The sequence below is a fragment of the Pararhizobium antarcticum genome, from assembly GCF_001885585.1.
GTDB classification, from domain to species: domain Bacteria; phylum Pseudomonadota; class Alphaproteobacteria; order Rhizobiales; family Rhizobiaceae; genus Pararhizobium; species Pararhizobium antarcticum.
Window position 1 is genome coordinate 1 of sequence record NZ_LSRP01000001.1, and the last position, 22,744, is coordinate 22,744.

At 60.3% G+C, this 22,744-nt stretch carries 20 protein-coding genes and 1 tRNA gene; 11 read left to right on the top strand and 10 right to left on the bottom strand.

Annotated features, from left to right (window positions below; all coding sequences use genetic code 11):
• On the bottom strand, positions 1–1,041 hold a 1,041-nt coding region (locus AX760_RS00005), incomplete at its 3' end, for a glutamate synthase subunit beta (RefSeq protein WP_071830780.1).
• A 98-nt stretch (positions 1,042–1,139) separates the two neighbouring features.
• Positions 1,140–5,861: a glutamate synthase large subunit gene (gltB, locus tag AX760_RS00010; protein WP_071830781.1), complete on the bottom strand. Its 4,722-nt coding sequence runs from the start codon at positions 5,859–5,861 to the stop codon at positions 1,140–1,142.
• A gap of 567 nt (positions 5,862–6,428) precedes the next feature.
• On the opposite strand from gltB, the gene AX760_RS00015 reads away from it, so the two are divergent.
• Together AX760_RS00015 and AX760_RS00020 are read left to right on the top strand one after the other, a co-directional pair.
• Positions 6,429–7,475 (top strand): threonine aldolase family protein, encoded by a 1,047-nt coding sequence (locus tag AX760_RS00015; protein WP_071830782.1) that lies wholly within the window; start codon positions 6,429–6,431, stop codon positions 7,473–7,475.
• A gap of 51 nt (positions 7,476–7,526) precedes the next feature.
• Positions 7,527–8,585: a bile acid:sodium symporter family protein gene (locus tag AX760_RS00020; RefSeq protein ID WP_083531016.1), complete on the top strand. Its 1,059-nt coding sequence runs from the start codon at positions 7,527–7,529 to the stop codon at positions 8,583–8,585.
• On the opposite strand, the gene AX760_RS00025 is transcribed toward AX760_RS00020, so the two are convergent.
• Complete coding sequence (locus AX760_RS00025; protein ID WP_071830783.1) at positions 8,579–9,055, bottom strand: Hsp20 family protein; 477 nt, start codon at positions 9,053–9,055, stop codon at positions 8,579–8,581. The genes AX760_RS00020 and AX760_RS00025 overlap by 7 nt on opposite strands.
• Positions 9,056–9,339: 284 nt before the next feature.
• Positions 9,340–9,498: a hypothetical protein gene (locus AX760_RS26960; protein WP_175551984.1), complete on the bottom strand. Its 159-nt coding sequence runs from the start codon at positions 9,496–9,498 to the stop codon at positions 9,340–9,342.
• On the opposite strand from AX760_RS26960, the gene AX760_RS00030 reads away from it, so the two are divergent.
• A complete protein-coding gene (locus AX760_RS00030) occupies positions 9,488–10,483 on the top strand; it encodes an alpha/beta fold hydrolase (protein WP_071830784.1) in 996 nt (331 codons plus the stop codon). The two genes, AX760_RS26960 and AX760_RS00030, sit on opposite strands and share 11 nt — an antisense overlap.
• A gap of 18 nt (positions 10,484–10,501) precedes the next feature.
• On the opposite strand, the gene hisN is transcribed toward AX760_RS00030, so the two are convergent.
• Both hisN and AX760_RS00040 read right to left on the bottom strand, forming a co-directional pair.
• Positions 10,502–11,275: a histidinol-phosphatase gene (gene hisN, locus AX760_RS00035; RefSeq protein WP_071830785.1), complete on the bottom strand. Its 774-nt coding sequence runs from the start codon at positions 11,273–11,275 to the stop codon at positions 10,502–10,504.
• Positions 11,276–11,733: 458 nt separating this feature from the next.
• Positions 11,734–12,618: an N-formylglutamate amidohydrolase gene (locus AX760_RS00040; protein ID WP_071830786.1), complete on the bottom strand. Its 885-nt coding sequence runs from the start codon at positions 12,616–12,618 to the stop codon at positions 11,734–11,736.
• Between the two features lie 193 nt (positions 12,619–12,811).
• Between AX760_RS00040 and cpdR1 the strand changes: the two genes are divergently transcribed.
• The gene (gene cpdR1 / locus AX760_RS00045) at positions 12,812–13,174 is read left to right on the top strand and encodes a response regulator CpdR1 (RefSeq protein WP_071831015.1); all 363 of its coding nucleotides are present in this window, start codon (positions 12,812–12,814) and stop codon (positions 13,172–13,174) included.
• A 106-nt stretch (positions 13,175–13,280) separates the two neighbouring features.
• Positions 13,281–13,355: transfer RNA gene (locus AX760_RS00050), tRNA-Val, on the top strand.
• Positions 13,356–13,795: 440 nt separating this feature from the next.
• Here the strand turns inward: AX760_RS00050 and AX760_RS00055 are convergent.
• Together AX760_RS00055 and AX760_RS00060 are read right to left on the bottom strand one after the other, a co-directional pair.
• Positions 13,796–14,116 (bottom strand): hypothetical protein, encoded by a 321-nt coding sequence (locus AX760_RS00055; protein ID WP_071830787.1) that lies wholly within the window; start codon positions 14,114–14,116, stop codon positions 13,796–13,798.
• Between the two features lie 189 nt (positions 14,117–14,305).
• On the bottom strand, positions 14,306–14,881 hold the full coding sequence (locus AX760_RS00060) for a tyrosine-protein phosphatase (RefSeq protein ID WP_245294895.1): 576 nt from the start codon (positions 14,879–14,881) through the stop codon (positions 14,306–14,308).
• Between the two features lie 285 nt (positions 14,882–15,166).
• Between AX760_RS00060 and ilvD the strand changes: the two genes are divergently transcribed.
• Together ilvD and AX760_RS00070 are read left to right on the top strand one after the other, a co-directional pair.
• The gene (ilvD, locus tag AX760_RS00065) at positions 15,167–17,014 is read left to right on the top strand and encodes a dihydroxy-acid dehydratase (RefSeq protein ID WP_071830789.1); all 1,848 of its coding nucleotides are present in this window, start codon (positions 15,167–15,169) and stop codon (positions 17,012–17,014) included.
• A gap of 93 nt (positions 17,015–17,107) precedes the next feature.
• Positions 17,108–17,500, top strand: coding sequence for a VOC family protein (locus tag AX760_RS00070; protein WP_175551985.1), 393 nt, complete (start codon positions 17,108–17,110; stop codon positions 17,498–17,500).
• A gap of 10 nt (positions 17,501–17,510) precedes the next feature.
• Here AX760_RS00070 and AX760_RS00075 read toward each other — a convergent pair whose 3' ends face one another.
• A complete protein-coding gene (locus tag AX760_RS00075; RefSeq protein ID WP_071830790.1) occupies positions 17,511–17,906 on the bottom strand; it encodes a VOC family protein in 396 nt (131 codons plus the stop codon).
• A gap of 42 nt (positions 17,907–17,948) precedes the next feature.
• A complete protein-coding gene (locus AX760_RS00080) occupies positions 17,949–18,398 on the bottom strand; it encodes a MarR family winged helix-turn-helix transcriptional regulator (protein ID WP_071830791.1) in 450 nt (149 codons plus the stop codon).
• 77 nt (positions 18,399–18,475) lie between these two features.
• On the opposite strand from AX760_RS00080, the gene AX760_RS00085 reads away from it, so the two are divergent.
• The 4 genes from AX760_RS00085 to AX760_RS00100 all read left to right on the top strand — a co-directional run bounded on the left by AX760_RS00085 (position 18,476) and on the right by AX760_RS00100 (position 22,740).
• Positions 18,476–19,201, top strand: coding sequence for a DUF899 domain-containing protein (locus tag AX760_RS00085; protein WP_071831017.1), 726 nt, complete (start codon positions 18,476–18,478; stop codon positions 19,199–19,201).
• A 27-nt stretch (positions 19,202–19,228) separates the two neighbouring features.
• On the top strand, positions 19,229–19,696 hold the full coding sequence (locus AX760_RS00090; protein ID WP_071830792.1) for a DUF1579 domain-containing protein: 468 nt from the start codon (positions 19,229–19,231) through the stop codon (positions 19,694–19,696).
• Between the two features lie 80 nt (positions 19,697–19,776).
• Positions 19,777–20,514: a VOC family protein gene (locus AX760_RS00095; RefSeq protein WP_071831018.1), complete on the top strand. Its 738-nt coding sequence runs from the start codon at positions 19,777–19,779 to the stop codon at positions 20,512–20,514.
• A 219-nt stretch (positions 20,515–20,733) separates the two neighbouring features.
• Positions 20,734–22,740 (top strand): GAF domain-containing protein, encoded by a 2,007-nt coding sequence (locus tag AX760_RS00100; protein ID WP_071831019.1) that lies wholly within the window; start codon positions 20,734–20,736, stop codon positions 22,738–22,740.
• Positions 22,741–22,744 lie beyond the last annotated feature (4 nt).

Below are 22,744 nucleotides of genomic sequence, written 5' to 3' on the forward strand. Positions count from 1 at the left end.
GCTCGAGGATGTCCGCATCTTCGTCGCCCAGAACGGCCATACGGACAGCTTGTCTTCCTTTTCCGGCGGCTGCGGGCGAATGTCGAGCTGGGTGACCTTGACGGCGCCCTGGCGGAACGCGGTGCCGACGCAGTCGGACGCGGTATCGCCACCACCGACGACGACGATATGCTTGCCGCCGGCCAGGATCGGATCGGACGGCCAGCCGACGCTGTCGATGGTTTCACGACCGACCCGCCGGTTCTGCTGGACCAGATAGGGCATGGCATCATGCACGCCGTGAAATTCGACACCCGGGATACCGGCATCGCGCGGCTTTTCGGCGCCACCGCAAAACAGCACGGCATCATGCTCTGCCTGCAGGGTTTCGATCGTCCTGTCGACACCGACATTGACGCCGCAATGGAACGTGACGCCCTCGCCCTTCATCTGTTCGATGCGCCGGTCGATGAAGTTCTTCTCCATCTTGAAGTCCGGAATACCATAACGCAGCAGGCCGCCCGGCTTGCTTTCGCGCTCGTAGACATGCACCGCATGGCCGGCGCGTGCCAGTTGCTGGGCCGCTGCCATGCCGGCCGGACCGGAGCCGATGATGGCGACGGACTTGCCGGTCTTGGTGGTGGCCGGCTGCGGCACGATATAGCCCATCTCATAGGCCTTGTCGGCAATCGCCTGCTCGACAGTCTTGATGGTTACAGGCGCATCTTCAAGATTGAGCGTGCAGGCTTCCTCGCAAGGGGCGGGGCAGATGCGGCCGGTAAATTCCGGAAAATTGTTGGTCGAATGCAGGTTGCGGATCGCCTCGTCCCAGTTGCCATTGTAGACGAGATCGTTCCAGTCGGGGATCTGGTTGTGCACCGGGCAGCCGGTCGGGCCGTGGCAATAGGGAATGCCACAGTCCATGCAGCGGGCCGCCTGTTTCTGCACTTCCGGTTCCGACATCGGAATGGTGAATTCGCGAAAATGGCGAATGCGGTCGGAGGCCGGCTGATACTTCGCCAGCTGGCGGTCGATTTCCAGAAATCCAGTTACCTTGCCCATCGTATTTCCTGACATCTTCTCATTGAATGGACGCTATCGAAGCGCGCATGAGATGCTCCCGGCCCGACGCCGGAAGCACGGTATCAAACAGATTCGGCCTATTCAGCCGCAACGCCCATGCGCATCCGTTCCATTTCCTCCAGCGCACGCCGGTACTCGACCGGCATGACCTTGCGGAATTTCGGACGGAACTCGACCCAGTGGTCGAGAATTTCCTTGGCGCGGGGCGAACCGGTGTAGTGCAGGTGGTTGGAGATCAGCTGGTACAGCCGCTCGTCGTCATGGCGCGTCATGTCGCCGGAGACATCCACCCTGCCCTTGTGCATCAGATCGCCGCCGTGATGGTGCAGCTTTTCCAGCATATCGTCCTCTTCCGGAACCGGCTCGAGTTCGACCATCGCCATGTTGCAGCGCATAGGGAAGTCGTCGCTTTCATCAAGCACATAGGCGACACCGCCCGACATGCCGGCTGCAAAGTTGCGGCCGGTCTGGCCGAGAACGACGACAACACCGCCGGTCATGTACTCGCAGCCATGATCACCCACGCCTTCGACGACCGCGATGGCCCCGGAGTTGCGCACGGCAAAACGTTCGCCGGCAACGCCGTTGAAATAGCACTCGCCGGAAATCGCGCCGTAGAGAACCGTGTTGCCGACAATGATCGAGTTCTTGGCGACGATCCTTGAATTTTCCGGCGGACGCACGACGATGCGTCCTCCCGAAAGGCCCTTGCCGACATAGTCATTGCCGTCACCGATGAGATCAAAGGTGATGCCCCGCGCCAGGAAGGCCCCGAAGGACTGGCCGGCCGTGCCGCGCAGGGTGACGGTAATCGTATCGTCCTTCAGGCCCCTGTGGCGATAACGCTTGGCGACTTCGCCTGACAGCATGGCGCCGGCAGAGCGGTCGACGTTCTTGATCGGCACTTCGAAGGCAACAGGCGTCTTCGATTCCAGCGCCGGCATGGCCTTTTCGATCAGCTGGCGATCGAGAATGTCATAGATCGGGTGGTTCTGCTTTTCGGTCCAGTAGGTCTTTTCCTTGGGCGCATCGATCTTGTGGAAGATACGGCTGAAGTCGAGGCCATTGGCCTTCCAGTGCGAGATCATCGCATCCTTCTCGAGCAGTTCGGACAGGCCGATAATGTCGTCGAAACGCTTGGCGCCGAGCGATGCCAGGATTTCGCGCACCTCTTCCGCCACGAAGAAGAAGTAGTTGATGACATGTTCCGGGGCCCCCTTGAAGCGCTTGCGCAGGACAGGATCCTGCGTTGCCACGCCCACCGGACAGGTGTTCAGGTGGCACTTGCGCATCATGATGCAGCCGGCGGCAATCAGCGGCGCCGTCGAGAAGCCGAACTCGTCGGCCCCCAGCAGCGCACCGATGATGACGTCGCGGCCGGTCTTCAGGCCACCATCGACCTGCAGGGCGATGCGCGAGCGAAGCCCGTTGAGCACCAGCGTCTGATGGGTTTCGGCAAGGCCGATTTCCCAGGGTGAACCGGCATGCTTCAGCGATGTCAGCGGCGACGCGCCGGTGCCGCCATCATAGCCGGAGACGGTAATGTGGTCGGCGCGCGCCTTGGCAACGCCGGCCGCAACCGTGCCGACACCGACTTCGGACACGAGCTTGACCGAGATATCGGCTTCCGGATTGACGTTCTTCAGGTCGTAGATCAGCTGCGCCAGATCCTCGATCGAATAGATGTCATGGTGCGGCGGCGGCGAAATCAGGCCGACACCCGGTGTCGAATGCCGGGTCTTGGCAACGGTCGCATCGACCTTGTGGCCGGGCAGCTGGCCGCCTTCGCCGGGCTTGGCACCCTGCGCAACCTTGATCTGCAACATGTCGGCGTTGACGAGATATTCGGTCGTCACCCCGAAGCGGCCGGACGCGATCTGCTTGATCGCCGAGCGTTCCGGGTTCTTCGAACCATCATGACGCGGCAGGTAGCGATCCGCCTCCTCGCCGCCTTCACCCGTGTTCGACTTCCCGCCGATTTGGTTCATGGCGATGGCAAGCGTCGTATGCGCTTCGCGGCTGATCGATCCGAACGACATGGCCCCGGTCGAGAAGCGTTTGACGATATCGACCGCCGGCTCCACCTCGTCGAGGGCAATAGGCGTGCGGCCGATGGTTTCCGCGCCCTTGATCGAGAACAGGCCGCGAATGGTGTTCATGCGCAAAGCCGCACCATTCACCATCTCGGCAAATTCGCGGTAGCGGTCCACGGCATTGCCGCGCACGGCATGCTGCAGCGAAGCAACGGCATCCGGAGACCAGGCATGGCCTTCGCCGCGCATGCGATAGGCATATTCGCCGCCGATCTCGAGCGTGTTGCTCAGGATCGGATCGTTCCCGAAAGCCGCGCTGTGACGGGAGACCGTTTCCTTGGCGATGGTTTCGAGACCGATGCCTTCGATCTGGGTCGCCGTGCCGAAGAAATACTTGTCCACCAGTTCGGAGGAAAGACCGACCGCGTCGAAGATCTGGCCACCGCAATAGGACTGGTAGGTCGAAATGCCCATCTTCGACATGACCTTGAGGATGCCCTTGCCGACCGCCTTGATGTAGCGGTAGACGACCTCGCTGCCGTCGACTTCCTTCGGGAATTCGCCGCGCTTGTGCATGTCGGTCAGCGTATCGAAGGCGAGATAGGGGTTGATCGCCTCGGCGCCATAGCCCGCCAGAAGGCAGAAATGGTGGATTTCGCGCGGCTCGCCCGATTCCACGACGAGGCCGACCGAGGTACGCAGCCCCTTGCGGATCAGGTGGTGATGCACGGCCGCCGTTGCCAGAAGTGCGGGGATCGCCACGCGATCCGGGCCGATCTGCCGGTCGGAGAGCACGATGATGTTGTAGCCGCCCTTGACGGCGGCTTCCGCCCGCTCGCAGAGCCGGTCGAGAATGTCAGGCATGCCTTCGGCGCCACGCTCAACCGCATAGGTGAAGTCGAGCGTCTTGGTGTCGAAACGGTCTTCCGTATGGCCGATGGAGCGGATCTTTTCGAGATCGCCATTGGTCAGGATCGGCTGGCGCACTTCCAGGCGCTTGGCATGCGCCATGCCGGCATGATCGAGCAGGTTCGGACGCGGGCCGATGAAGGAGACAAGGCTCATCACCAGCTCTTCGCGGATCGGATCGATCGGCGGGTTGGTAACCTGCGCGAAATTCTGCTTGAAATAGGTATAGAGCAGCTTGGCCTTGTCCGACATGGCCGAAATCGGCGTATCGGTGCCCATCGAGCCGATGGCTTCCTGACCGGTTGTCGCCATCGGTGACATCAGGATGCGCGTGTCTTCCTGGGTGTAGCCAAAAGCCTGCTGGCGATCGAGCAGCGAGACGTCGCGGCGCAGCGCCCGCGGTTCGACGGGCTTCAGTTCCTCGAGGATAAGCTGGGTGTTGTCGAGCCACTGGCGATAGGGATGCTGGTTGGCGAGCGTCGACTTCAACTCCTCGTCGGAGATGATGCGGCCCTCTTCCATGTCGATCAGAAGCATCTTGCCCGGCTGCAGGCGCCACTTCTTGACGATGCGCTCCTCCGGCACCGGCAGCGTGCCGGCTTCGGAGGCGAGAATCACCCGGTCGTCGTCGGTGACGATATAACGCGCCGGACGCAGACCGTTGCGGTCGAGCGTCGCGCCAATCTGCTTGCCATCGGTGAAACACACGGCGGCCGGACCGTCCCATGGCTCCATCAGGGCAGCGTGATACTCGTAGAATGCCTTGCGCTGCGGGTTCATCAGCTGATTGCCGGCCCAGGCTTCGGGGATCAGCATCATGACCGCATGCGACAGCGGGTAGCCACCCTGCACGAGGAATTCCAGTGCGTTGTCGAAGCAGGCCGTATCCGACTGGCCTTCATAGGAAATCGGCCAGAGCTTGGAGATATCGGCACCGAACAGCGGCGAAGACACGGAGGCCTGACGGGCTGCCATCCAGTTGACGTTAGCGCGCAACGTGTTGATTTCGCCGTTATGGGCGACCATGCGGTAGGGATGCGCCAGCTTCCAGGACGGGAAGGTGTTGGTCGAGAACCGCTGGTGCACGAGCGCGACCGCCGATTCAAAGCGCGGATCCGACAGGTCCTTGAAATAGGCCGCGACCTGATAGGCAAGGAACATGCCCTTGTAGACGATGGTTTTGGTCGACAGAGAGACCGGATAAAACCCGGTATCGGCGCCCTGGAAAGCGTCGTAAATGCGGTTCGATATCACCTTGCGCAGGGTGAACAGCCGGCGCTCGAACTCGGCATTGGTGGCGGCATCGCGACCGGCACCGATGAAAACCTGAACGTGGTGCGGTTCGGTCGCAGCAATGTCGGCAGCCTTCGACAACGAGGCGTTGTCGACGGGCACGTCGCGGAAGCCGAGCAGGACCTGCCCTTCCTCGGCCACAACCGTGGCGATCACACTCTTGAAATGCGCGATTTGGGCTTCGTCCCGCGGCATAAACAGATAGCCGACAGCATAGTCGCCAGCCGGCGGCAGGGTCACGCCCTGCGCCGCCATTTCCTCGCGGAAGAAGCGGTCGGGAATCTGCACCAGAATGCCGGCGCCATCGCCCATCAGCGGGTCGGCACCAACAGCACCGCGATGCGTCAGGTTCTCGAGTATGAACAGACCATCGGTGACGATCTGGTGCGACTTCTGTCCCTTCATATGCGCGACGAAGCCGACGCCGCAGGCATCATGCTCGTTGCGCGGATCGTAAAGGCCTTGTTTCTTCGGCATGCCGCGGAATTCAGGGGTGCGTGCGACCGTCGCCGTCTGGCGCACGAGGTCGAGTTCTGCATCGTGGGATGGCGTAAAGTCCGTCATCGTCTTCCCTCCTGTTATGCCCGGCTCATCCGGGCAGTCCCGCAGTCGGCATCTGCTTTCGTGGGCGTGCGCCCATGATAGCCCGAACTGGCATTATCGTTGCATGATCCTGATCCGGTCGCAAATGAAGCATGGCTGCTGCCGGCAAGAATGTCCGCGACCTTTTGTACGCACCGGCGTTATCAGACAGATGAAAAGCACCCGCAGACGGCGCCGGGTTACGGCCGGACCACCCGGCAATGAGCGGGGCTGTTCCGGCGATTTCCGGTCTTAAGACCGAAATAGGACAGCAAGACTGTCCTATTTCATAGGTTCTATGCCAGAAAGCCGTTCTCCCTGCAAGGCCGCCGCCACAAAATAATCAAAGTGTTTTTCGCAAGATTGCGGATAATTACCTTGTTTTGTAATTATATTTCAAAAACGCGGAGAAATCGTCTATTTGGTTTCAAAATGGTCTGGAAATAAGCTGTTGACGTGTTCCCGCTTTGACCGCGCCGCGCAGAGCATTATTGTCCTGCCACCCACCCGGACGACGCGGTTTGCGTCACAAAACAGCAGGACAAGACGATGATTTTTTCCTCCGACAATTGGGCCGGCGCCCATCCGTTGATTGCCGAAAGCCTCGTCAAGGCGGCCAGCGGCTATGCCTCGGCCTATGGCACCAGCGACCTCGACAAGGCGGTGGAGAAAAAGCTGTCGGAGGTTTTCGAACGCGAGGTCGCGGTCTTTTTCGTCGGCACGGGCACTGCGGCCAATTCGCTCGCCATCGCCAGCGCCAACCGGCCCGGTGGACACACATTTTGCCACACCCATGCCCATGTGAATGCCGACGAGTGTGGCGCACCGGAATTTTTTGCGCATGGTAGCCGACTTGCCCCTGTTGACGGCCTGCTTGGCCGGATGGATCCGGAACATTTGAAGACCGCTATCCGCCGCACGCAAAGCGGGGGTGTGCACGGTGGCCAGCCGATGGCGATCACACTGACCCAGGCAACTGAAGCCGGCACGGTCTACTCGCTGGATGAGATCCAGGCGATCTCCGCGATCGCGAGATCGAACGATCTGCCGCTGCATATGGACGGTGCACGGTTTGCCAATGCGCTGGTGACGCTCGGCGCGACGCCGGCGGAAATGACCTGGATGAGCGGCATCGACCTTCTGTCCTTCGGTGGCACCAAGAACGGCTGCTGGTGCGCCGAGGCGCTGATCCTGTTCGACACCGCAAAAGCCCGCGAGATGAGCTATTTGCGCAAGCGCTCGGCCCAGCTCTTCTCGAAATCCCGCTTCATCGCCGCCCAGTTCGACGCCTACCTGCAGGACGAACTCTGGCTTGACCTTGCCCGTCACGCCAATGCGATGGCCGCAAAGCTTGCCGAAGGCATCGCGCGATCGAACTCGGCACGCCTTGCCTGGCCTTCGGGCTCCAACGAGCTCTTCGTCATCCTGAACGCTGAAACTGCAAAGACCCTTCAGGACAAGGGCGCGGTCTTCTACGACTGGCCCGCACCGCAGGAAGTCGCGGCGACCATGGACAGCGACGAAGGCCTCTACCGCCTCGTCACCAGCTTTGCGACGACGCAGGATGATGTGGGGCAATTTCTGGCGACTTGCTAAGCGCGTTCCCGGCTGAAAGGTTGCGGCGCACAATAAGATCGAAGAGCAACGATGCGCCGCTTCCTGCCTGATACATTCACCATCCTCCTGGTTCTCACCGTCGGTCTCGCTTCGCTGCTGCCGATATCCGGCGTTGCGGCGGAATGGTTCGCGCTGGCGACGAAGGTTGCCATCGGCATGCTGTTCTTCCTGCACGGAGCCCGGCTTTCGCGGGATGTCGTTGTCGCGGGCATCCTTCACTGGCGGCTGCATCTGGCGATCCTGGCCGCGACCTTCGGCCTCTTTCCCCTGCTCGGTCTTGCCGCCGGCTTCATTCCCGCATGGCTGCTCCCGCCAGCGCTCTATACCGGCATCCTGTTCCTGTGCGTGTTGCCGTCGACGGTACAATCGTCGATCGCATTCACCTCGATATCCGGAGGCAATGTGCCGGCAGCGATCTGCGCCGCATCGGCTTCCAATATCTTCGGCATGTTCCTGACGCCGCTGCTCGTCGGGCTTCTGTTCACGGCGAGTGGTCAGCGCGGCTTTTCCCTCGCTGCGCTCGAGCAGATCCTTTTGCAGCTTCTGGCGCCCTTCATCCTCGGCCAGATCCTGCAGCCCTGGATTGGCGACTACATCCGCGCGCGCAAAAGGCTGCTGATGCCGGTTGATCGCGGCTCGATCCTGATGATCGTCTATCTCGCCTTCAGCGATGCCGTCACGGGCGGTCTCTGGCACACTTTTTCAATCCGCGACCTGACCGTCGTCATTGGTCTCGACATCCTGCTTCTGGCGATCGTTTTGCTTGTCACCATGCTCGGAAGCCGGCAACTCGGGTTTTCAAGGGAGGATCAGATCACCATCACCTTCTGCGGCTCGAAGAAGAGCCTCGCCAGCGGCGTTCCCATGGCCAACGTCATCTTCGCCGGCCAGAGCATTGGCAGCATCGTCCTGCCGCTGATGCTGTTCCACCAGATCCAGTTGATGGTCTGCGCCGTCATTGCCCAGAAATATGCAGAGCGCGGACGCCGGCTGGACGCAGAGGCGGCCGTCGCGACACAGCCTCAAAACAGAAACGGCGCCCTTTCGGACGCCGCCTCTTCGGTCATAAACGCATCAAGCGTTCAGTGAGCGCTGGCTTCGATCTGCGTGGCGGCAATCTGCTTCGGTGCCGACTGGGCCGCGACGATATCGATCCGGCGCGGTTTGGCCGCTTCCGGGATTTCGCGCAGGAGGTCGATATGGAGCAGACCGTGCTTCAGCGAAGCCGACTGGATTTCGACATATTCGGCGAGCTGGAAGCGGCGCTCGAAGGCGCGCTTGGCGATGCCACGATAGAGAAACTGATTCTCGGTGGCGGCTTCCTCGCTCTTTTCGCCCTTGACCGTCAGCGTGTGCTCGCGCGCCTCGATCGAAAGTTCGCTTTCGTCGAAGCCGGCAACGGCCATGGTGATGCGATAGGTGTTATCGCCGGTCCGCTCGATATTGTAGGGCGGATAGGTCTGCGCCTGCTCCGGCTGGCCGAGACTGTCGAGCATGGTGAAAAGACGGTCGAATCCAACAGTGGAACGATACAGGGGGGTAAAATCAACGTGACGCATGATGTCCTCTTGAGAGCAACGGGTTTGCGTGTGGAGCCCTGCCACCCCATTCGAAGGCTGTGGCAGAACCGGTGGTACGGTCCCTTGATCGGCGACCGTGAAGAACAGATGGGAATTGTTTTTCGTCGCTTCAAGAGGTTTTGATCCGGTTCCGAGCAAACGCATTGCAAGGCATATTAACCGCCGATGAACAGCCGGTTCGGTCAGCATTCAGCCTTGCCTCGCTACAACAGCAGGCATCGGGGCGCAAATGTCCCGGCGCTGAAGTGAATGTCCCTTCTCCTTCAGCTTTTCGAGGCCGGAACGGCAGCGGGCTTGCCCACCGTTTCCGGCCTTTTTTCTTTATGGCGTTTTTCTTTGACGCGATCGAAACCACGGCCTATCCCTTGAGCATTGCCCCTTGCCAGCCAGACGTGCGGACGATCCCTGCCAATGACAGACATCCTCCACTCCTCGATCGATAATCCCATGCCGGGCCACATGTCCGGCAATACGTCTGGCAGCACGACTGCCGGATATTTCACGGGTGTCGACGGCAAGCAGATCCGCTATGCGATCTTCCGCAGCGATGCGCCGGTTGCACGAGGCACCGTTGTGCTTTTGCAGGGCCGCAACGAATCCATCGAGAAATATTACGAGACGATTTCCGAGTTTACGGCCCGGGGTCTTTGGGTCGCCACCTTCGACTGGCGCGGCCAGGGCGGCTCGGATCGGATGCTGAAGCAAGCGCGGCGCGGCCATGTCCGGCGTTTTACCGACTACGAAAAGGATCTCTCGACTTTTCTCGAGCAGATCGTTTTGCCGGATACGCGCCTGCCCTTCTTCATGGTCGCGCATTCCATGGGTGCGCTGATTGCGTTGTCGCATGCGCCGCTGATGACCAATCGCATCGACCGCCTCGTCGTCTGCGCCCCCTTCGTGGCGCTCGGCGCGCAACCGATAGGCCAGGGGCTGATCGGCCTTCTGGCCGCCGCGGTGAGTGCAGTGGGTCTCGGTTTTCTGCCGCTAAAGCGGGATCGCGGATCCTTGCCCTTCGCGAACAACCTTTTAACCAGCGACAGCAGGCGTTTTGCCCGCAACATGGGCCTGACCGCGGCGCAACCACGGCTGGCGATGGGTCCCCCGACGGCGCGCTGGCTGCACGAAACCTTCAAGGCGATCCGCCGTGTCACACGACGCGAGCACCTGACGACGATCCGCGTACCGACGATCGTACTCGCCCCGACGCAGGACAGGCTGGTGCCGCATCTGGCCGTTGAAAACCTCGCCCGCAATTTTCGGGCCGGACACATGATCCCGGTCGACGGTGCGCGCCATGAGTTGCTGCAGGAGGCAGACCACTATCGCGCCCAGGCGATCGCCGCCATCGAGGCCTTCATCCCGGGCAGCGACGCGGATATGGCCGATCTCGCCGGTGCGGCGGAATAAAGGGCTCTTCCGGAAAGATCAGGTCTTCAGGATTGCCAGGGCCTGGGCGTGCACCTCGGCGCTGCCGGCTGCGATAATCTCGCCACCCATTTCGGCGGGGCCGCCATTCCAGTCGGTAATGATGCCACCCGCCTGCTCGATGAGCGGAATAAGGCCGCCGACATCATAGGGTTTCAGCCCGCATTCGACGACAAGATCGATATGCCCGGAGGCAAGCAGCGCAAAGGCGTAGCAATCGCAGCCATAGCGGGCGAGTTGCACCTTGTCCTGTACCGCCTCAAAACGGGTTTTGATGTCGCCCTTGTAGAGATGCGGCGACGTGGTGAACAGGATGGCTTCCGAAAGATCCTTGCACGGGCGAGTGGAAATGACCTTGTCACCGCCCGGCCCGCTGAAATGCGACTGCCTGCCATCGGCAAAAAAACGCTCGCCGGTAAACGGCTGATCCATCAGGCCCATGATGGCCTCGCCCTTGTGATAGAGGCCGATCAACGTTCCCCAGACCGGCAGGCCGGAGATGAACGCGCGCGTTCCGTCGATTGGATCAATGACCCAGACATGATCGCGGTCGAGACCGACATTGCCGAACTCCTCGCCGAGAATGCCGTGATCGGGGAAATGCGTCTCGATCATCGCCCGGATCGCCGCCTCGGCGCCACGATCGCCTTCCGTGACCGGATCGAAACCGCCGGCCTCCTTGTTGGCAACGCTGGTTCCTGTGCGGAAGCGCGGCAGGGTCTCCGCCTTCGCGGCATCCGCGAGACGATTGAAAAAGTCACGATCCGGCAGCATGGAAACCTCATTCTGAAGCAGGGAGGGGCGTCGAGCCTGCTTAGACCATTTTTTTTGAAAAGAAAAACAATCGCGTCAAAAACGAAGAAATAACGCACTTACGCCAGGTACGGCGCCAAACACGAAGCGAATCCAGATCTACGTCAGGCAACCGGCATCAAAAACGCGGGTTTTTGCTCAAAAACAGGAAAAATGCCCACGCCCGGATTTGCCGCACTGCGAAACGAAAACGGTTTTCCGCTTGACAATGGTGCGTCGCAATATTAATTTTTCCTTACAGTCACTTGTGGCTGTAAATACCCTCCTTGGGTGTTTCCTCCCTAGACTTAGCCGCGCCACAGGCGCGGTTTTTTTTGACCTCCTGCTGCGTGCAGACAAGGTCATTTTGCCACAGGCAGCGTCACGCCACCCGGCAGGTTCCCCACCTACGCTTTTTCTTCCAAAACGCCTGGAATGGTCTATTCGGCGGCAAGCGCTGTATTTTCGGGATAGGTTCCGACATGCAGGGCAAGCTGCGAAACGAACATCGCGATCGCCTGCGCCAGGTTTGCAAAACCCGGCTTCTTACGCAGCGTTGCCTCATCGACATAAAGTCCGCGGTTGATCTCGATCTGCAGAGCATGCAGTCCTCGGGCCGGGCGTCCGTAATGCTCGGTGATGAAGCCGCCGGCATAGGGCTTGTTGCGGGCGACGGAAAAACCGAGCTCCTCCAGAATCGTCACGGCCGTCCGCGACAATTCCGCAGACGCACTGGTTCCATAGCGATCGCCGACAATGAAATCCGGGCGTTGGGTGCTGCCGGCCACACGGATATTGCCCGGCATGGAATGGCAGTCGATCAGCACCGACAGGCCGAACTGCACATGGGTTCGCGCGATCAGGCGGCGCAGGCAGGCATGATAGGGCTTGTAGATCTGCTCGATCCGCTCGAGTGCATCCGCCACCGGGATACGGCGTCCGTAGATTTCCATGTTTTCCGCCACCAGCCGCGGCACTGTTCCAAGGCCGCCGGCCACCCGCAGGGAGCCGATATTGGCATGGGACGGCAATGCGCCATCAAACATGCGCGGATCGAGTTCGTAGGGCTCGCGATTGACGTCGAGAAAGGCGCGGGGGAAATGCGCCATGAGAAGCGGTGCGCCGAGATCCGTCACGAAATGGAACAGTTCGTCGACATAGTGATCTTCCGACCGGCGGATGGACATGGCGTCGAGCCGCGACTGGCTGAGAAATTCCGGTGGATAAGTCCTGCCGCTATGGGGAGAATTGAAAACGAAGGGGATGCGCTGCGTTTCCGGCTCCAGGACCTCGAACAGGTCGGTTTCGCAGACATCGTCCGCCATCTGAGCCCTTTTTTACCATGTCATAAACTGGGTGCTTCGTGTATGTTGCCAGTTGGTGGCATCTGTGTCCATAGTCGTTGCAGACGGGTGGCAGGGCTTGAACGCAAGTCTTCACCGGATATTTACCCACATGCGGTTTCATGAAGGCTCCGCAATTCCCAACATTCAGATGGAAGTAGCAACGGCTGAACCCATGAGTCCAAAAATCCTCCTTGCCGAAGACGACAACGACATGCGCCGCTTTCTCGTGAAGGCCCTTGAAAAGGCTGGCTACAAGGTGATGTCGTACGACAATGGCGCCAGTGCCTATGACCGGCTGCGCGAAGAACCCTTCTCCCTGCTCCTGACCGACATCGTCATGCCGGAAATGGACGGCATCGAGCTGGCCCGCCGCGCGACGGAACTGGATCCGGACCTGAAGGTCATGTTCATTACCGGCTTTGCCGCCGTTGCACTGAACCCTGATTCGAAGGCTCCGAAGGACGCAAAGGTCCTTTCCAAGCCCTTCCACCTGCGTGACCTCGTGGATGAAGTCAACAAAATGCTGGCTGCATAGCCTGCTCTACAAGGCGTCCGGACGGTCGCGAAACTTCCTGTCAAAAAGCCGATAAAAGCCTATTGACGCCATAAGAGGTTTTGTGATCTATGCGCCGACATCGGATGGGCGTATAGCTCAGCGGGAGAGCACTACGTTGACATCGTAGGGGTCACAGGTTCAATCCCTGTTACGCCCACCATCCTTTTTTCAAGGGCTTAGCGAGAAATCGCTGAGCCCTTTGCTTTTGTGCAAGCGGCTTTGTCTTGAAGGAAAAGTAGCAGCGGCAGGTTCAGCCCGTCACGCCGCCCACGACAGCAGGGACGGTCGTCATCGGCCTGGAAGTCTCCCGGGCCCAGAGTTGGTAGCCGATGACGCTTCCCAAAATAAAAGACCAGATTATGAAATCACCCAATCGGAAAAGTGGTTCTCTTGTCATCTCAGCCCCACGAAAACCTTGAATCTTGAAGACAGACTGCGCTCGTCCCGTCACCCGCAATAAAATCGCGGTCGGTGAACGCTGCGCAGAGAGGCCGGAGACACGCCGGCCCGCTGTGGCGAACGTCTTTTAGGGCAGGCTGCCAGCGTCAGGCCAAACGCGGCGAACGCCGTCACGCCCGTCGCCGGCGAAACGCTATGCCTTCAGTTGAAATAGATGCCGAACCGCAGATGGCCGTTGTGACGCCGATGGTGACCAAAGGTGCGACGGCCGTAGCTGCCCGTCCAGTTGTCACCGTTCCGGTGATGGCGGCGATAGCCGGAATTGCGGTGACGAGGCCGCTCATAGCCATGTCGATAATACTGCCGGCGATGCCATTTGCCACGATGGCCGATCGCATGGATGCCCGATTTCGTTTCGATCTGCACAGGCATCAGCGGGGCTGCCATTGCCGGAACAGCGGCAGTGAAACCGATGCCGAATGCAATGACTGCAGCACCGAAGGCTTTGAAAATCCTAAACATAGTCGCTCCTTTCATGAAGGCAGATACCATCATGTGTCGTCGCGGGATTGGCCACACCATGACTTCAGCACGCCTATGCAGAAGGACGATCTGCAGTGTTTCTTTATTCTCTTGGCCGATAATCTTATTTCGATATTCGGGATTTATACTTTTGCGACCAGAGACAAGTATGGATCAATACAGGATGGATCAATCGCCAAAACCCAGGGCTGGCTCCATCTGCTCGAAACTGTCATCCATCGGATAGGCACTGCTCAGATATGGCACGGAAAAATGTCCGTAGCGAATCGACAACTGCGCTTCTGCCTGCGCCTCACCTGCGCCGGCCAAGGCCGCGAGATAAAGCGCCGAGGCAAGGCCGGTGCGGTCAGCGCCTGCTTTGCAATGGATGAGAAGCGGCTTGTGTGCATGTCGCATGACCGCGATCAACCTGTCGGCGTCGGCGCGTGAAAGCTCCCTGCTGCTGGCCATGCGGAAATCGATCTGATCGAGCCCCAGTGCCACCGATGCACGCCGCTCCTCCCGGTACCAGCCTTCGTCCTGGCGACCGCGCAGGTTGATGACCGTCTGAATGTGGTAACGCGACCGGTATTCGGCCAGCAGCGTCGCGTCTGGCTGAGCGGAGCGATACAACTCGCCGGGAATGACGACGGCAAAATTATTGCTGGCATAGATCAACGCCGCGTGCGCCGCACCGGCGAGGGCAAGCAAGGCGATCACGCAACTCAGCCCGACCCGGATTTTCATCGTGAGGGTTATTGGCAAGCGACAACTCCAGAACAGCGTGTCGACAGAACAGGGGTGACACACAAGGCGCCGATCCCTCGGTAGACCCGAAAGCCTATCAGCCAGCTGTCCATCCCGGCGGTGTCGTATCGCCCTGCACGAGGCAAAAAGCGTGATTTTTAGCCATCGAGACGCCAGGAATGGACGGTTTCGTGCTAGAGTGACAGTGACGGGCGGTGAGATTTGCGCTAGGACCCCCTGCAAACGCGAGGCGGCCGCTCCTATCTGGACCGCTATCCACCAACGCGCGCAAGGAAGACCCCGATGCCAGTCTATCGCTCCCGCACCACCACCCACGGCCGCAACATGGCCGGCGCCCGCGGCCTTTGGCGCGCAACCGGCATGAAGGACGGCGACTTCGGCAAGCCGATTATCGCCGTGGTCAATTCCTTCACGCAGTTCGTGCCCGGCCATGTCCACCTCAAGGATCTCGGCCAGCTCGTTGCGCGCGAAATCGAGGCCGCCGGTGGCGTCGCCAAGGAATTCAACACGATCGCGGTCGATGACGGCATCGCCATGGGCCATGACGGCATGCTCTATTCGCTGCCGTCGCGCGACCTGATTGCCGACAGCGTCGAATACATGGTCAACGCCCATTGCGCCGATGCCATGGTCTGCATCTCCAATTGCGACAAGATCACCCCCGGCATGCTGAACGCTGCGATGCGCATCAACATCCCGGTCATCTTTGTTTCCGGCGGCCCGATGGAAGCCGGCAAGGCGATGCTCAAGGGCAAGCTGCAGGCACTCGATCTGGTCGATGCCATGGTCATGGCGGCCGACGATCAATACACCGACGAGGAAGTCCAGGCCGTCGAAGAGGCGGCATGCCCCACCTGCGGCTCCTGCTCCGGCATGTTCACGGCCAATTCCATGAACTGTCTGACGGAAGCGCTCGGCCTGTCGCTGCCCGGCAACGGCTCGACGCTCGCCACTCATTCCGACCGCAAGCGCCTGTTCGTCGAGGCCGGCCACCTGATCGTCGATCTGGCCCGCCGCTATTACGAGCAGGACGATGAAACGGCACTGCCCCGCTCGATCGCCACGAAGAAGGCCTTCGAAAATGCGATGGCGCTCGACATCGCCATGGGCGGCTCGACCAATACTGTTCTGCACATTCTGGCTGCGGCCCATGAGGGCGGCATCGACTTCACCATGGACGACATCGACGCGCTCTCGCGCAGGGTGCCTGTGCTCTGCAAGGTCGCGCCTGCCAAGAGTGACGTGCACATGGAAGACGTGCATCGCGCCGGCGGCATCATGTCGATCCTCGGCCAGCTCGACCGTGCCGGCCTGATCAACCGCGACGAACCGACGGTTCATGCGGCATCGATGGCCCATGCGCTCGACAAGTGGGACATCAGCCGCACCAATTCCGACATGGTCCGCAACTTCTTCATGGCGGCCCCGGGCGGCGTGCGCACCACGCAGGCCTTCAGCCAGTCGAACCGTTGGGCAGAGCTTGATCTCGACCGCCACGCCGGTGCGATCCGTTCATCCGAAAGCGCGTTTTCCAAGGATGGCGGCATTGCGGTCCTCAAGGGCAATATCGCGCTCGACGGCTGCATCGTGAAGACCGCCGGGGTCGATGAATCGATTCTGAAATTCTCAGGCCCCGCCCGCGTTTTCGAAAGCCAGGACGACACCGTCAAGGCGCTGCTTTCCAACGAGATCAAGGCCGGCGACGTGCTCGTCATCCGCTATGAAGGCCCGCGCGGCGGACCCGGCATGCAGGAAATGCTCTATCCGACGAGCTACCTGAAATCCAAGGGTCTCGGCAAGGCCTGCGCGCTGATCACCGATGGCCGCTTCTCCGGCGGCACCTCGGGTCTGTCCATCGGCCACGTCTCGCCGGAAGCCGCAGAAGGCGGCACAATCGGCCTGGTGCGTGAAGGCGACATGGTCGATATCGACATCCCGAACCGGACGATTTCGCTGCGCGTCACGGAAAGCGAGCTTGCCACGCGCCGCGCCGAGCAGGATGCCAAGGGCTGGAAGCCGGCCAAGCCGCGCAAGCGCAAGGTAACCCAGGCGCTGAAAGCCTATGCCGCCTTTGCCACCTCCGCCGCCCGCGGCGCAGTGCGCGACCTTGGCGAATTCGAGAATATGTAAATAAAACTGCTGATTGCGAACAGACACGGCTGACTCACCACCGTCAGCCGTGCTTTCCTGCGCGGCCAATAGCGCCACAGGAAACGTACAACCATGTCGATTATCAGCCACATCACGCTTGGGACCAACGACAAGCAACGCGCTGCAGTTTTTTACGATTTGGTGCTCGGCGCCCTCGGGTTTGTGCGACTGGTCAAGCCTGCCGAAAAGCCCCTGGCCTATGAAAAAGACGGTCAGATGCCAACGATTTACATCTACTCTCCAGAAAACGGTTTGCCCGCAACATGGGGCAACGGCACACACATTGCCTTTGTCGCCGAAAGCCGTGCGGCGGTCGATGCGTTTCACGCCCAGGCTTTGAAGCTCGGGGGAAATAACGAAGGCGCGCCCGGCTTTCGCCCGCATTATGGCCCGGACTACTATGCAGCCTATGTCCGCGATCCAGACGGCAACAAGCTGCAGGCCGTCTGCTACGCGAAATCATGAAAGCCTGACCTCAACCGCCCGGTTGCGCCATGTGAAAATACTCCCAGACATGGCCGTCTAGGTCCTGGAAGCTGCAGCTGTACATGAAACCGAGATCCAGATTGGGCTTCCACGGGCTGGCCCCGGCGGCAAGCGCCTTGGCCAGAATGTCATCGACCTCGGCGCGACTATCGGCGGTAAGCGCTGTCAGCACTTCCGTCGCCTTGTGGGCATCGCTGATTTCGCCGGTGATGAAATCCTTGAACTTCGGATGGGTGAGCAGCATGACGAAGATGCTCTCCGAAACTATCATGCAGGCGGCGGTTTCGTCCGAGAAATCCGCATTGAAACTGTAGCCGAGCGCGCCAAAAAACGCCCTCGACTTTTCCAGGTCCTTCACCGGCAGGTTCACGAAAATCATCTTCATAGGCAGTCTCCTTCGTTTTTGCTTCGCGGGTCAATGAAATCGTCAGGCCAGCGCCCTGAGGTCACCTCGCAGCCGCTCGGGACCGTCGCGCCCCGGAAGCAGTGCATCGACATCCGCATGGGTACTTTTCCAGACGGGTACCGCTTCCGACAGCACTGCATGACCGCGCTCTGTCAGGCGCAGACGTTTCGAACGGCGATCCCTCGGGTCACCGAGCAACTCCACCAGGCCGCGCCGCTCCAGCGGCTTCAACGCGGCGGTCAGCGTCGTGCGATCCATGGCAAGCAACGAAGCCACCGGCCCCATGCCGGGCGGCTCCGGGCGGTTGAGCGACATCAGCAGCGAAAACTGGCCGTTGGTCAGCGAAAAAGGCCGCAGCGCCTCGTCGAACCGACGCGCCAGGGCCCGCGCAGCGCGCTGCACATGCAGACACAGGCAGGTATCGCGGACAAGCAGGGTCGTTTCAAAAGGAATCACCACGGGTTTTGACATAACTGAATAATGTTGATATCAACCTATTCAGTCAAGCGGAACGAAACGCGATTTCTGAGGAGGAATGAACGATGGCGATGCATGAGATTGTGACGCGCGAGGAATGGCTGGAGGCGCGCCGTGCGCTGCTGGTGACCGAAAAGGAGGAGACCCGGCTCCGCGACAGGATCCGCGCCGAACGGCTGGCCATGCCGTGGGTCAAGGTCGACAAGGCCTATCTCTTCGACACACCAACAGGCCGCAAAAACCTGGGCGATCTCTTTGACGGTCGCAGCCAGCTGATGATCTATCATTTCATGTTCGGACCAGACTGGGACGCGGGCTGCCCCGGCTCCTCCTTCCTGTCGGATCACATCGACGGCACGCTGGTTCACCTCAACAATCACGACGTGACCTATGTCAGCGTCTCGCGCGCACCGCTCGACAAGATCGAAGCCTACAAGGCAAGGATGGGCTGGAAATTCCCCTGGGTCTCGTCGTTCGAAAGCGACTTCAACAGCGACTACCATGTCTCCTTCACCAAGGAGGAACTGGAGAGCGGCACGGTCTTCTACAATTTTCGTGACATGGCCGGCGATCAGGCCAATGACGAGCTGCCCGGCATGAGCGCATTCATCCGCGATGAGGCCGGCCATATCTACCACACCTATTCGGATTACGCCCGCGGTGGCGAAGAGGTCCTGACGACGCTGATGATCCTCGACCGTGCCCCGAAAGGCCGCAATGAGACGGAAACCCTCAGCTTCGTCAAACGCCACGACGAATATGAGCAGGCGCCCCGGGCGCATGCCTGCTGCGCCTGACACCATTCGGAATGCCGGGAGGGCAAGATGAACATTGCAATAACCAATGAACACCGATGGCTGCAACAGCTGACAGGGCGGTGGCAGGTGACCTTCGACATGCAGGACCATCCGCTCTGGCAGGAGGATGTGCGATTGCTCGACGGTCTCTGGAGCATTGCCGAGCTTTCCGGCCCGATGCCGGACGGCAATTCCGCGACCATGATCATGACGCTTGGATATGATCCTGCGTTGCACCGTTTCGTGGGCTCGACGATCGGCACGATGATGTCCAACCTTTGGGTCTATGATGGCGGGCTCGATGAAACAGGAACGATCCTGACACTCGATTGCGAGGGGCCGGACATGACCGACGCCGGGCGGACGGCCCGCTATCGGGACATCATCACGATCATCGACGCGGATACGCGGCGCTTTTCCTCGCGCATGGAAAACGCCGACGGCAGCTGGAATCCTGTCATGGCATCGCACTACAAGCGCATGGCAGCGACCTGACCGGAGATTGACACTCCCGAAGTGCACAAGGAGGAAAAATTGTGAGCAAACCATTCAGCACGTTCGTTTGGCACGAACTGATGACGACAGACCTTACCGCCGCCACGAATTTCTACACCGAGGTGGTCGGCTGGCGGGCCGCTGATAGCGGCATGGCCGGTTTCGACTACACGCTGGTCTATACGGGCGAACAGCGCGTCGCTGGCCTGATGAGCATGCCGGAGGATGCTCCACCCGGAATGCCGCCCTGTTGGGTGGGCTATATCGGCGTCGCGGACATCGACAGGACCGTTGCGGACCTCTTCGAAAAAGGCGCGGCCATCATCGAGCAGCCGCGCGACATCCCAGGCGTAGGTCGGTTTGCCGTCATCGCCGATCCGCATGGCGCCGTCTTCTCGCTGTTCAGCACCGATGATGGCGACATGGGGCCGCAACTCCCGCCGGGCAGCAATGGTCAGGTCGGCTGGAACGAGCTGATGGCCGGTGATCTCGATAGCGCATGGAGCTTCTATTCCTCCGCCTTCGGCTGGACCAGGGACATGGCGGTCGACATGGGCGGCATGGGCCTCTACCAGACCTTCGGTGTCGATGGCGGACCGGCATTCGGCGGCATGATGACAAAGCCCAAGGACATTCCGGCACCACCCCACTGGGGCTACTACTTCACCGTCGACGCGATCGAAGCCGCCGCCGAGCGCGTCAAGGCACACGGCGGACAGGTTCTCATGGGGCCGATGGAGGTACCGGGCAGTTCCTGGATCATCAACTGCATCGACCCGCAGGGCGCACATTTCAATCTGGTCTCGATGAAGCGCTGAACTGTCATCCAGAAAAGAAAAAGGCGCCATCCAGCACGGGTGGCGCCTCGGTCGTTTGCCCCTCGTCGCACCCGAAAATCGACTCGAAAACCCCGCCAGCAATACCCTCGACATCTTGAAGACGGGACAAATGACGCTAAATCAGACCGGATGCAGAAAAGCGCCCGATACACAGGGCGACACGGGTCTGCGCTGACACCGTTCAAGATTGAGATTGCCTTGTTTCCCCTGCTTGAAGAACCCGAAGCCGTTCATCAGAAACGGCTGGAAGCCCTTGAGGCTTACGATATCCTCGACACCCCGCAGGAACCCGAATTCGACGATATCGTTCTGGTGGCCACAGCCTTGTGCAAGACGCCCGTCGCACTTGTCAGCCTGGTCGAACTGGGACGGCAATGGTTCAAGGCGCGCATTGGCTTCGAGGCTTGCGAAACGCCGATCGGACAGTCGGTCTGCGCTCACGCCCTGGGCCGGCAGGATACGCTGATCATACCAGACCTGACCACCGATCCCAGAACCAGAGACAACACGCTTGTAACGGAGAACCCGCATATCCGTTTCTATGCCGGTGCACCGCTGATAACGCCCGGCGGCGTCGTTATCGGCACGCTCTGCGTCATCGATACGGAAATTCGGCCTGCCGGTCTTGACGATGCGCAGAGGAAGGCACTGGAGGCGCTGGCCCGACAGGTCATCCTTCTGCTGGAAGCGCGCCGCATGTCCCGCCGCAAGGACGAATTGTTTCGCCGTCAGAAGAATATCGCCTCCACGATCCGGACCAGCGCCATCAAGACAGTGGCCGCCCAGGAGGCGGGCCGGATCGGGACCTACGAAATCGACATTGCAACCGGCAACGTCAAGGTGTCGGCCGAGGCCTGTCGGATTTTCGGCCTGCCACACGCGGACAGCTACCCGGCAGCAACGATCGAGGCGATGATCGTGGCCGAGGATCAAGGGCGCCAGTCCAACAGCGAGAGCCGCCGCACCGGCGATGCCGAGACCGATGTCGAATACCGCATCGGGACCCCGGATCGGGGGATCCGGTGGATCAGCCGCCATGCGACATTCGAGCGGGATGCAGATGGCAAGCCGTTGCGGATGCTCGGCACCGTGCAGGACATCACGGCCCAGAAGCGATCGATCGCCCGATCGGCGGCGCTTCTCGATCTGGGCGATCGCCTCCGTGACCTCGAGGATATCGAGGCAATGGCCCTGGTTGCCTCGGACCTGATGGCCAAAGCGCTGGACGCCAGCCGCGCCGGGTTCGGGATTGTCGACCTGCCGTCCGAATCGGTGATGATACAGCCGGAATGGTGCGCACCGGGGGTCGATAGCCTCGTCGGATTGCATCATTTCCGGTCTTACGGAAGCTTTATTGATGACTTGAAGGAAGGCGCGACCGTCGTCGTGACGGACGTCCTGACAGATGCGCGGACTGCGAAGAACGCCAAGGCGCTGACCGATCTCGGCGTCCGCGTGCTGGTCAACCTGCCGATTTTCGATCACGGCAAATTCAGTCTGGTGGTGTTCGTTCACCACAGCACGCCCTACGCCTGGAGCGACGAGGAACTGTCGTTTGTTCGCAGCGTCGGCAATCGCATCCAGAGCGCCCTGACGCGCCTGCAGGCCGAAACAGACCAGGACCTGCTCAACCAGGAAATCGGGCACCGCCTGAAAAACACCTTTGCAATGGTCCAGGCAATCGCATCGCAAACCCTACGGCCTGTTGCCGAGCGCGATCACGTCCTGAACTTCGAAAAACGGCTGCAGGCCTTGAGCAGAGCCCATGACACGCTTCTCGCACAGAACTGGATGGGCGCTGACGTATCGGCACTGGTTACGGGCAGCATCGAAACCCTGGGTCTTGCGGATCGTTTTGATATTTCCGGCCCGGTGTTTTCGTTCGGGCCCAGAAGCAGTCTCTCGCTTTCGTTGCTCGTCCATGAGCTAACGACGAACGCGCTGAAATACGGTGCGCTGTCGAACCCGACGGGCCGGGTGGCGATCGACTGGTCCATCGAGGGTCAGGGCGACAATGCGACATTTCGTTTTCGCTGGTCGGAGCAAGGTGGTCCTCCGGCACAGCAACCGCAAACCAAAGGATTCGGCTCTCGGTTGATTAATATGGGTCTTTCCGGAACAGGGGACGTCGTAGCGAGTTACCAACATTCAGGCTACAGGGTCGAAATGACGGCCATCGTTTTCCAACTCCAGCACGCGAAGTGATTTG

Coding starts and splice junctions, on each gene's coding strand:
- gltB (WP_071830781.1), bottom strand. CDS start 5,861: ATGACGGACTTTACGCCATCCCACGATGCAGAACTCGACCTCGTGCGC.
- AX760_RS00015 (WP_071830782.1), top strand. CDS start 6,429: ATGATTTTTTCCTCCGACAATTGGGCCGGCGCCCATCCGTTGATTGCC.
- AX760_RS00020 (WP_083531016.1), top strand. CDS start 7,527: ATGCGCCGCTTCCTGCCTGATACATTCACCATCCTCCTGGTTCTCACC.
- AX760_RS00025 (WP_071830783.1), bottom strand. CDS start 9,055: ATGCGTCACGTTGATTTTACCCCCCTGTATCGTTCCACTGTTGGATTC.
- AX760_RS00030 (WP_071830784.1), top strand. CDS start 9,488: ATGACAGACATCCTCCACTCCTCGATCGATAATCCCATGCCGGGCCAC.
- AX760_RS26960 (WP_175551984.1), bottom strand. CDS start 9,498: ATGTCTGTCATTGGCAGGGATCGTCCGCACGTCTGGCTGGCAAGGGGC.
- hisN (WP_071830785.1), bottom strand. CDS start 11,275: ATGCTGCCGGATCGTGACTTTTTCAATCGTCTCGCGGATGCCGCGAAG.
- AX760_RS00040 (WP_071830786.1), bottom strand. CDS start 12,618: ATGGCGGACGATGTCTGCGAAACCGACCTGTTCGAGGTCCTGGAGCCG.
- cpdR1 (WP_071831015.1), top strand. CDS start 12,812: ATGAGTCCAAAAATCCTCCTTGCCGAAGACGACAACGACATGCGCCGC.
- AX760_RS00055 (WP_071830787.1), bottom strand. CDS start 14,116: ATGTTTAGGATTTTCAAAGCCTTCGGTGCTGCAGTCATTGCATTCGGC.
- ilvD (WP_071830789.1), top strand. CDS start 15,167: ATGCCAGTCTATCGCTCCCGCACCACCACCCACGGCCGCAACATGGCC.
- AX760_RS00070 (WP_175551985.1), top strand. CDS start 17,108: ATGTCGATTATCAGCCACATCACGCTTGGGACCAACGACAAGCAACGC.
- AX760_RS00075 (WP_071830790.1), bottom strand. CDS start 17,906: ATGAAGATGATTTTCGTGAACCTGCCGGTGAAGGACCTGGAAAAGTCG.
- AX760_RS00080 (WP_071830791.1), bottom strand. CDS start 18,398: ATGTCAAAACCCGTGGTGATTCCTTTTGAAACGACCCTGCTTGTCCGC.
- AX760_RS00085 (WP_071831017.1), top strand. CDS start 18,476: ATGCATGAGATTGTGACGCGCGAGGAATGGCTGGAGGCGCGCCGTGCG.
- AX760_RS00090 (WP_071830792.1), top strand. CDS start 19,229: ATGAACATTGCAATAACCAATGAACACCGATGGCTGCAACAGCTGACA.
- AX760_RS00095 (WP_071831018.1), top strand. CDS start 19,777: ATGACGACAGACCTTACCGCCGCCACGAATTTCTACACCGAGGTGGTC.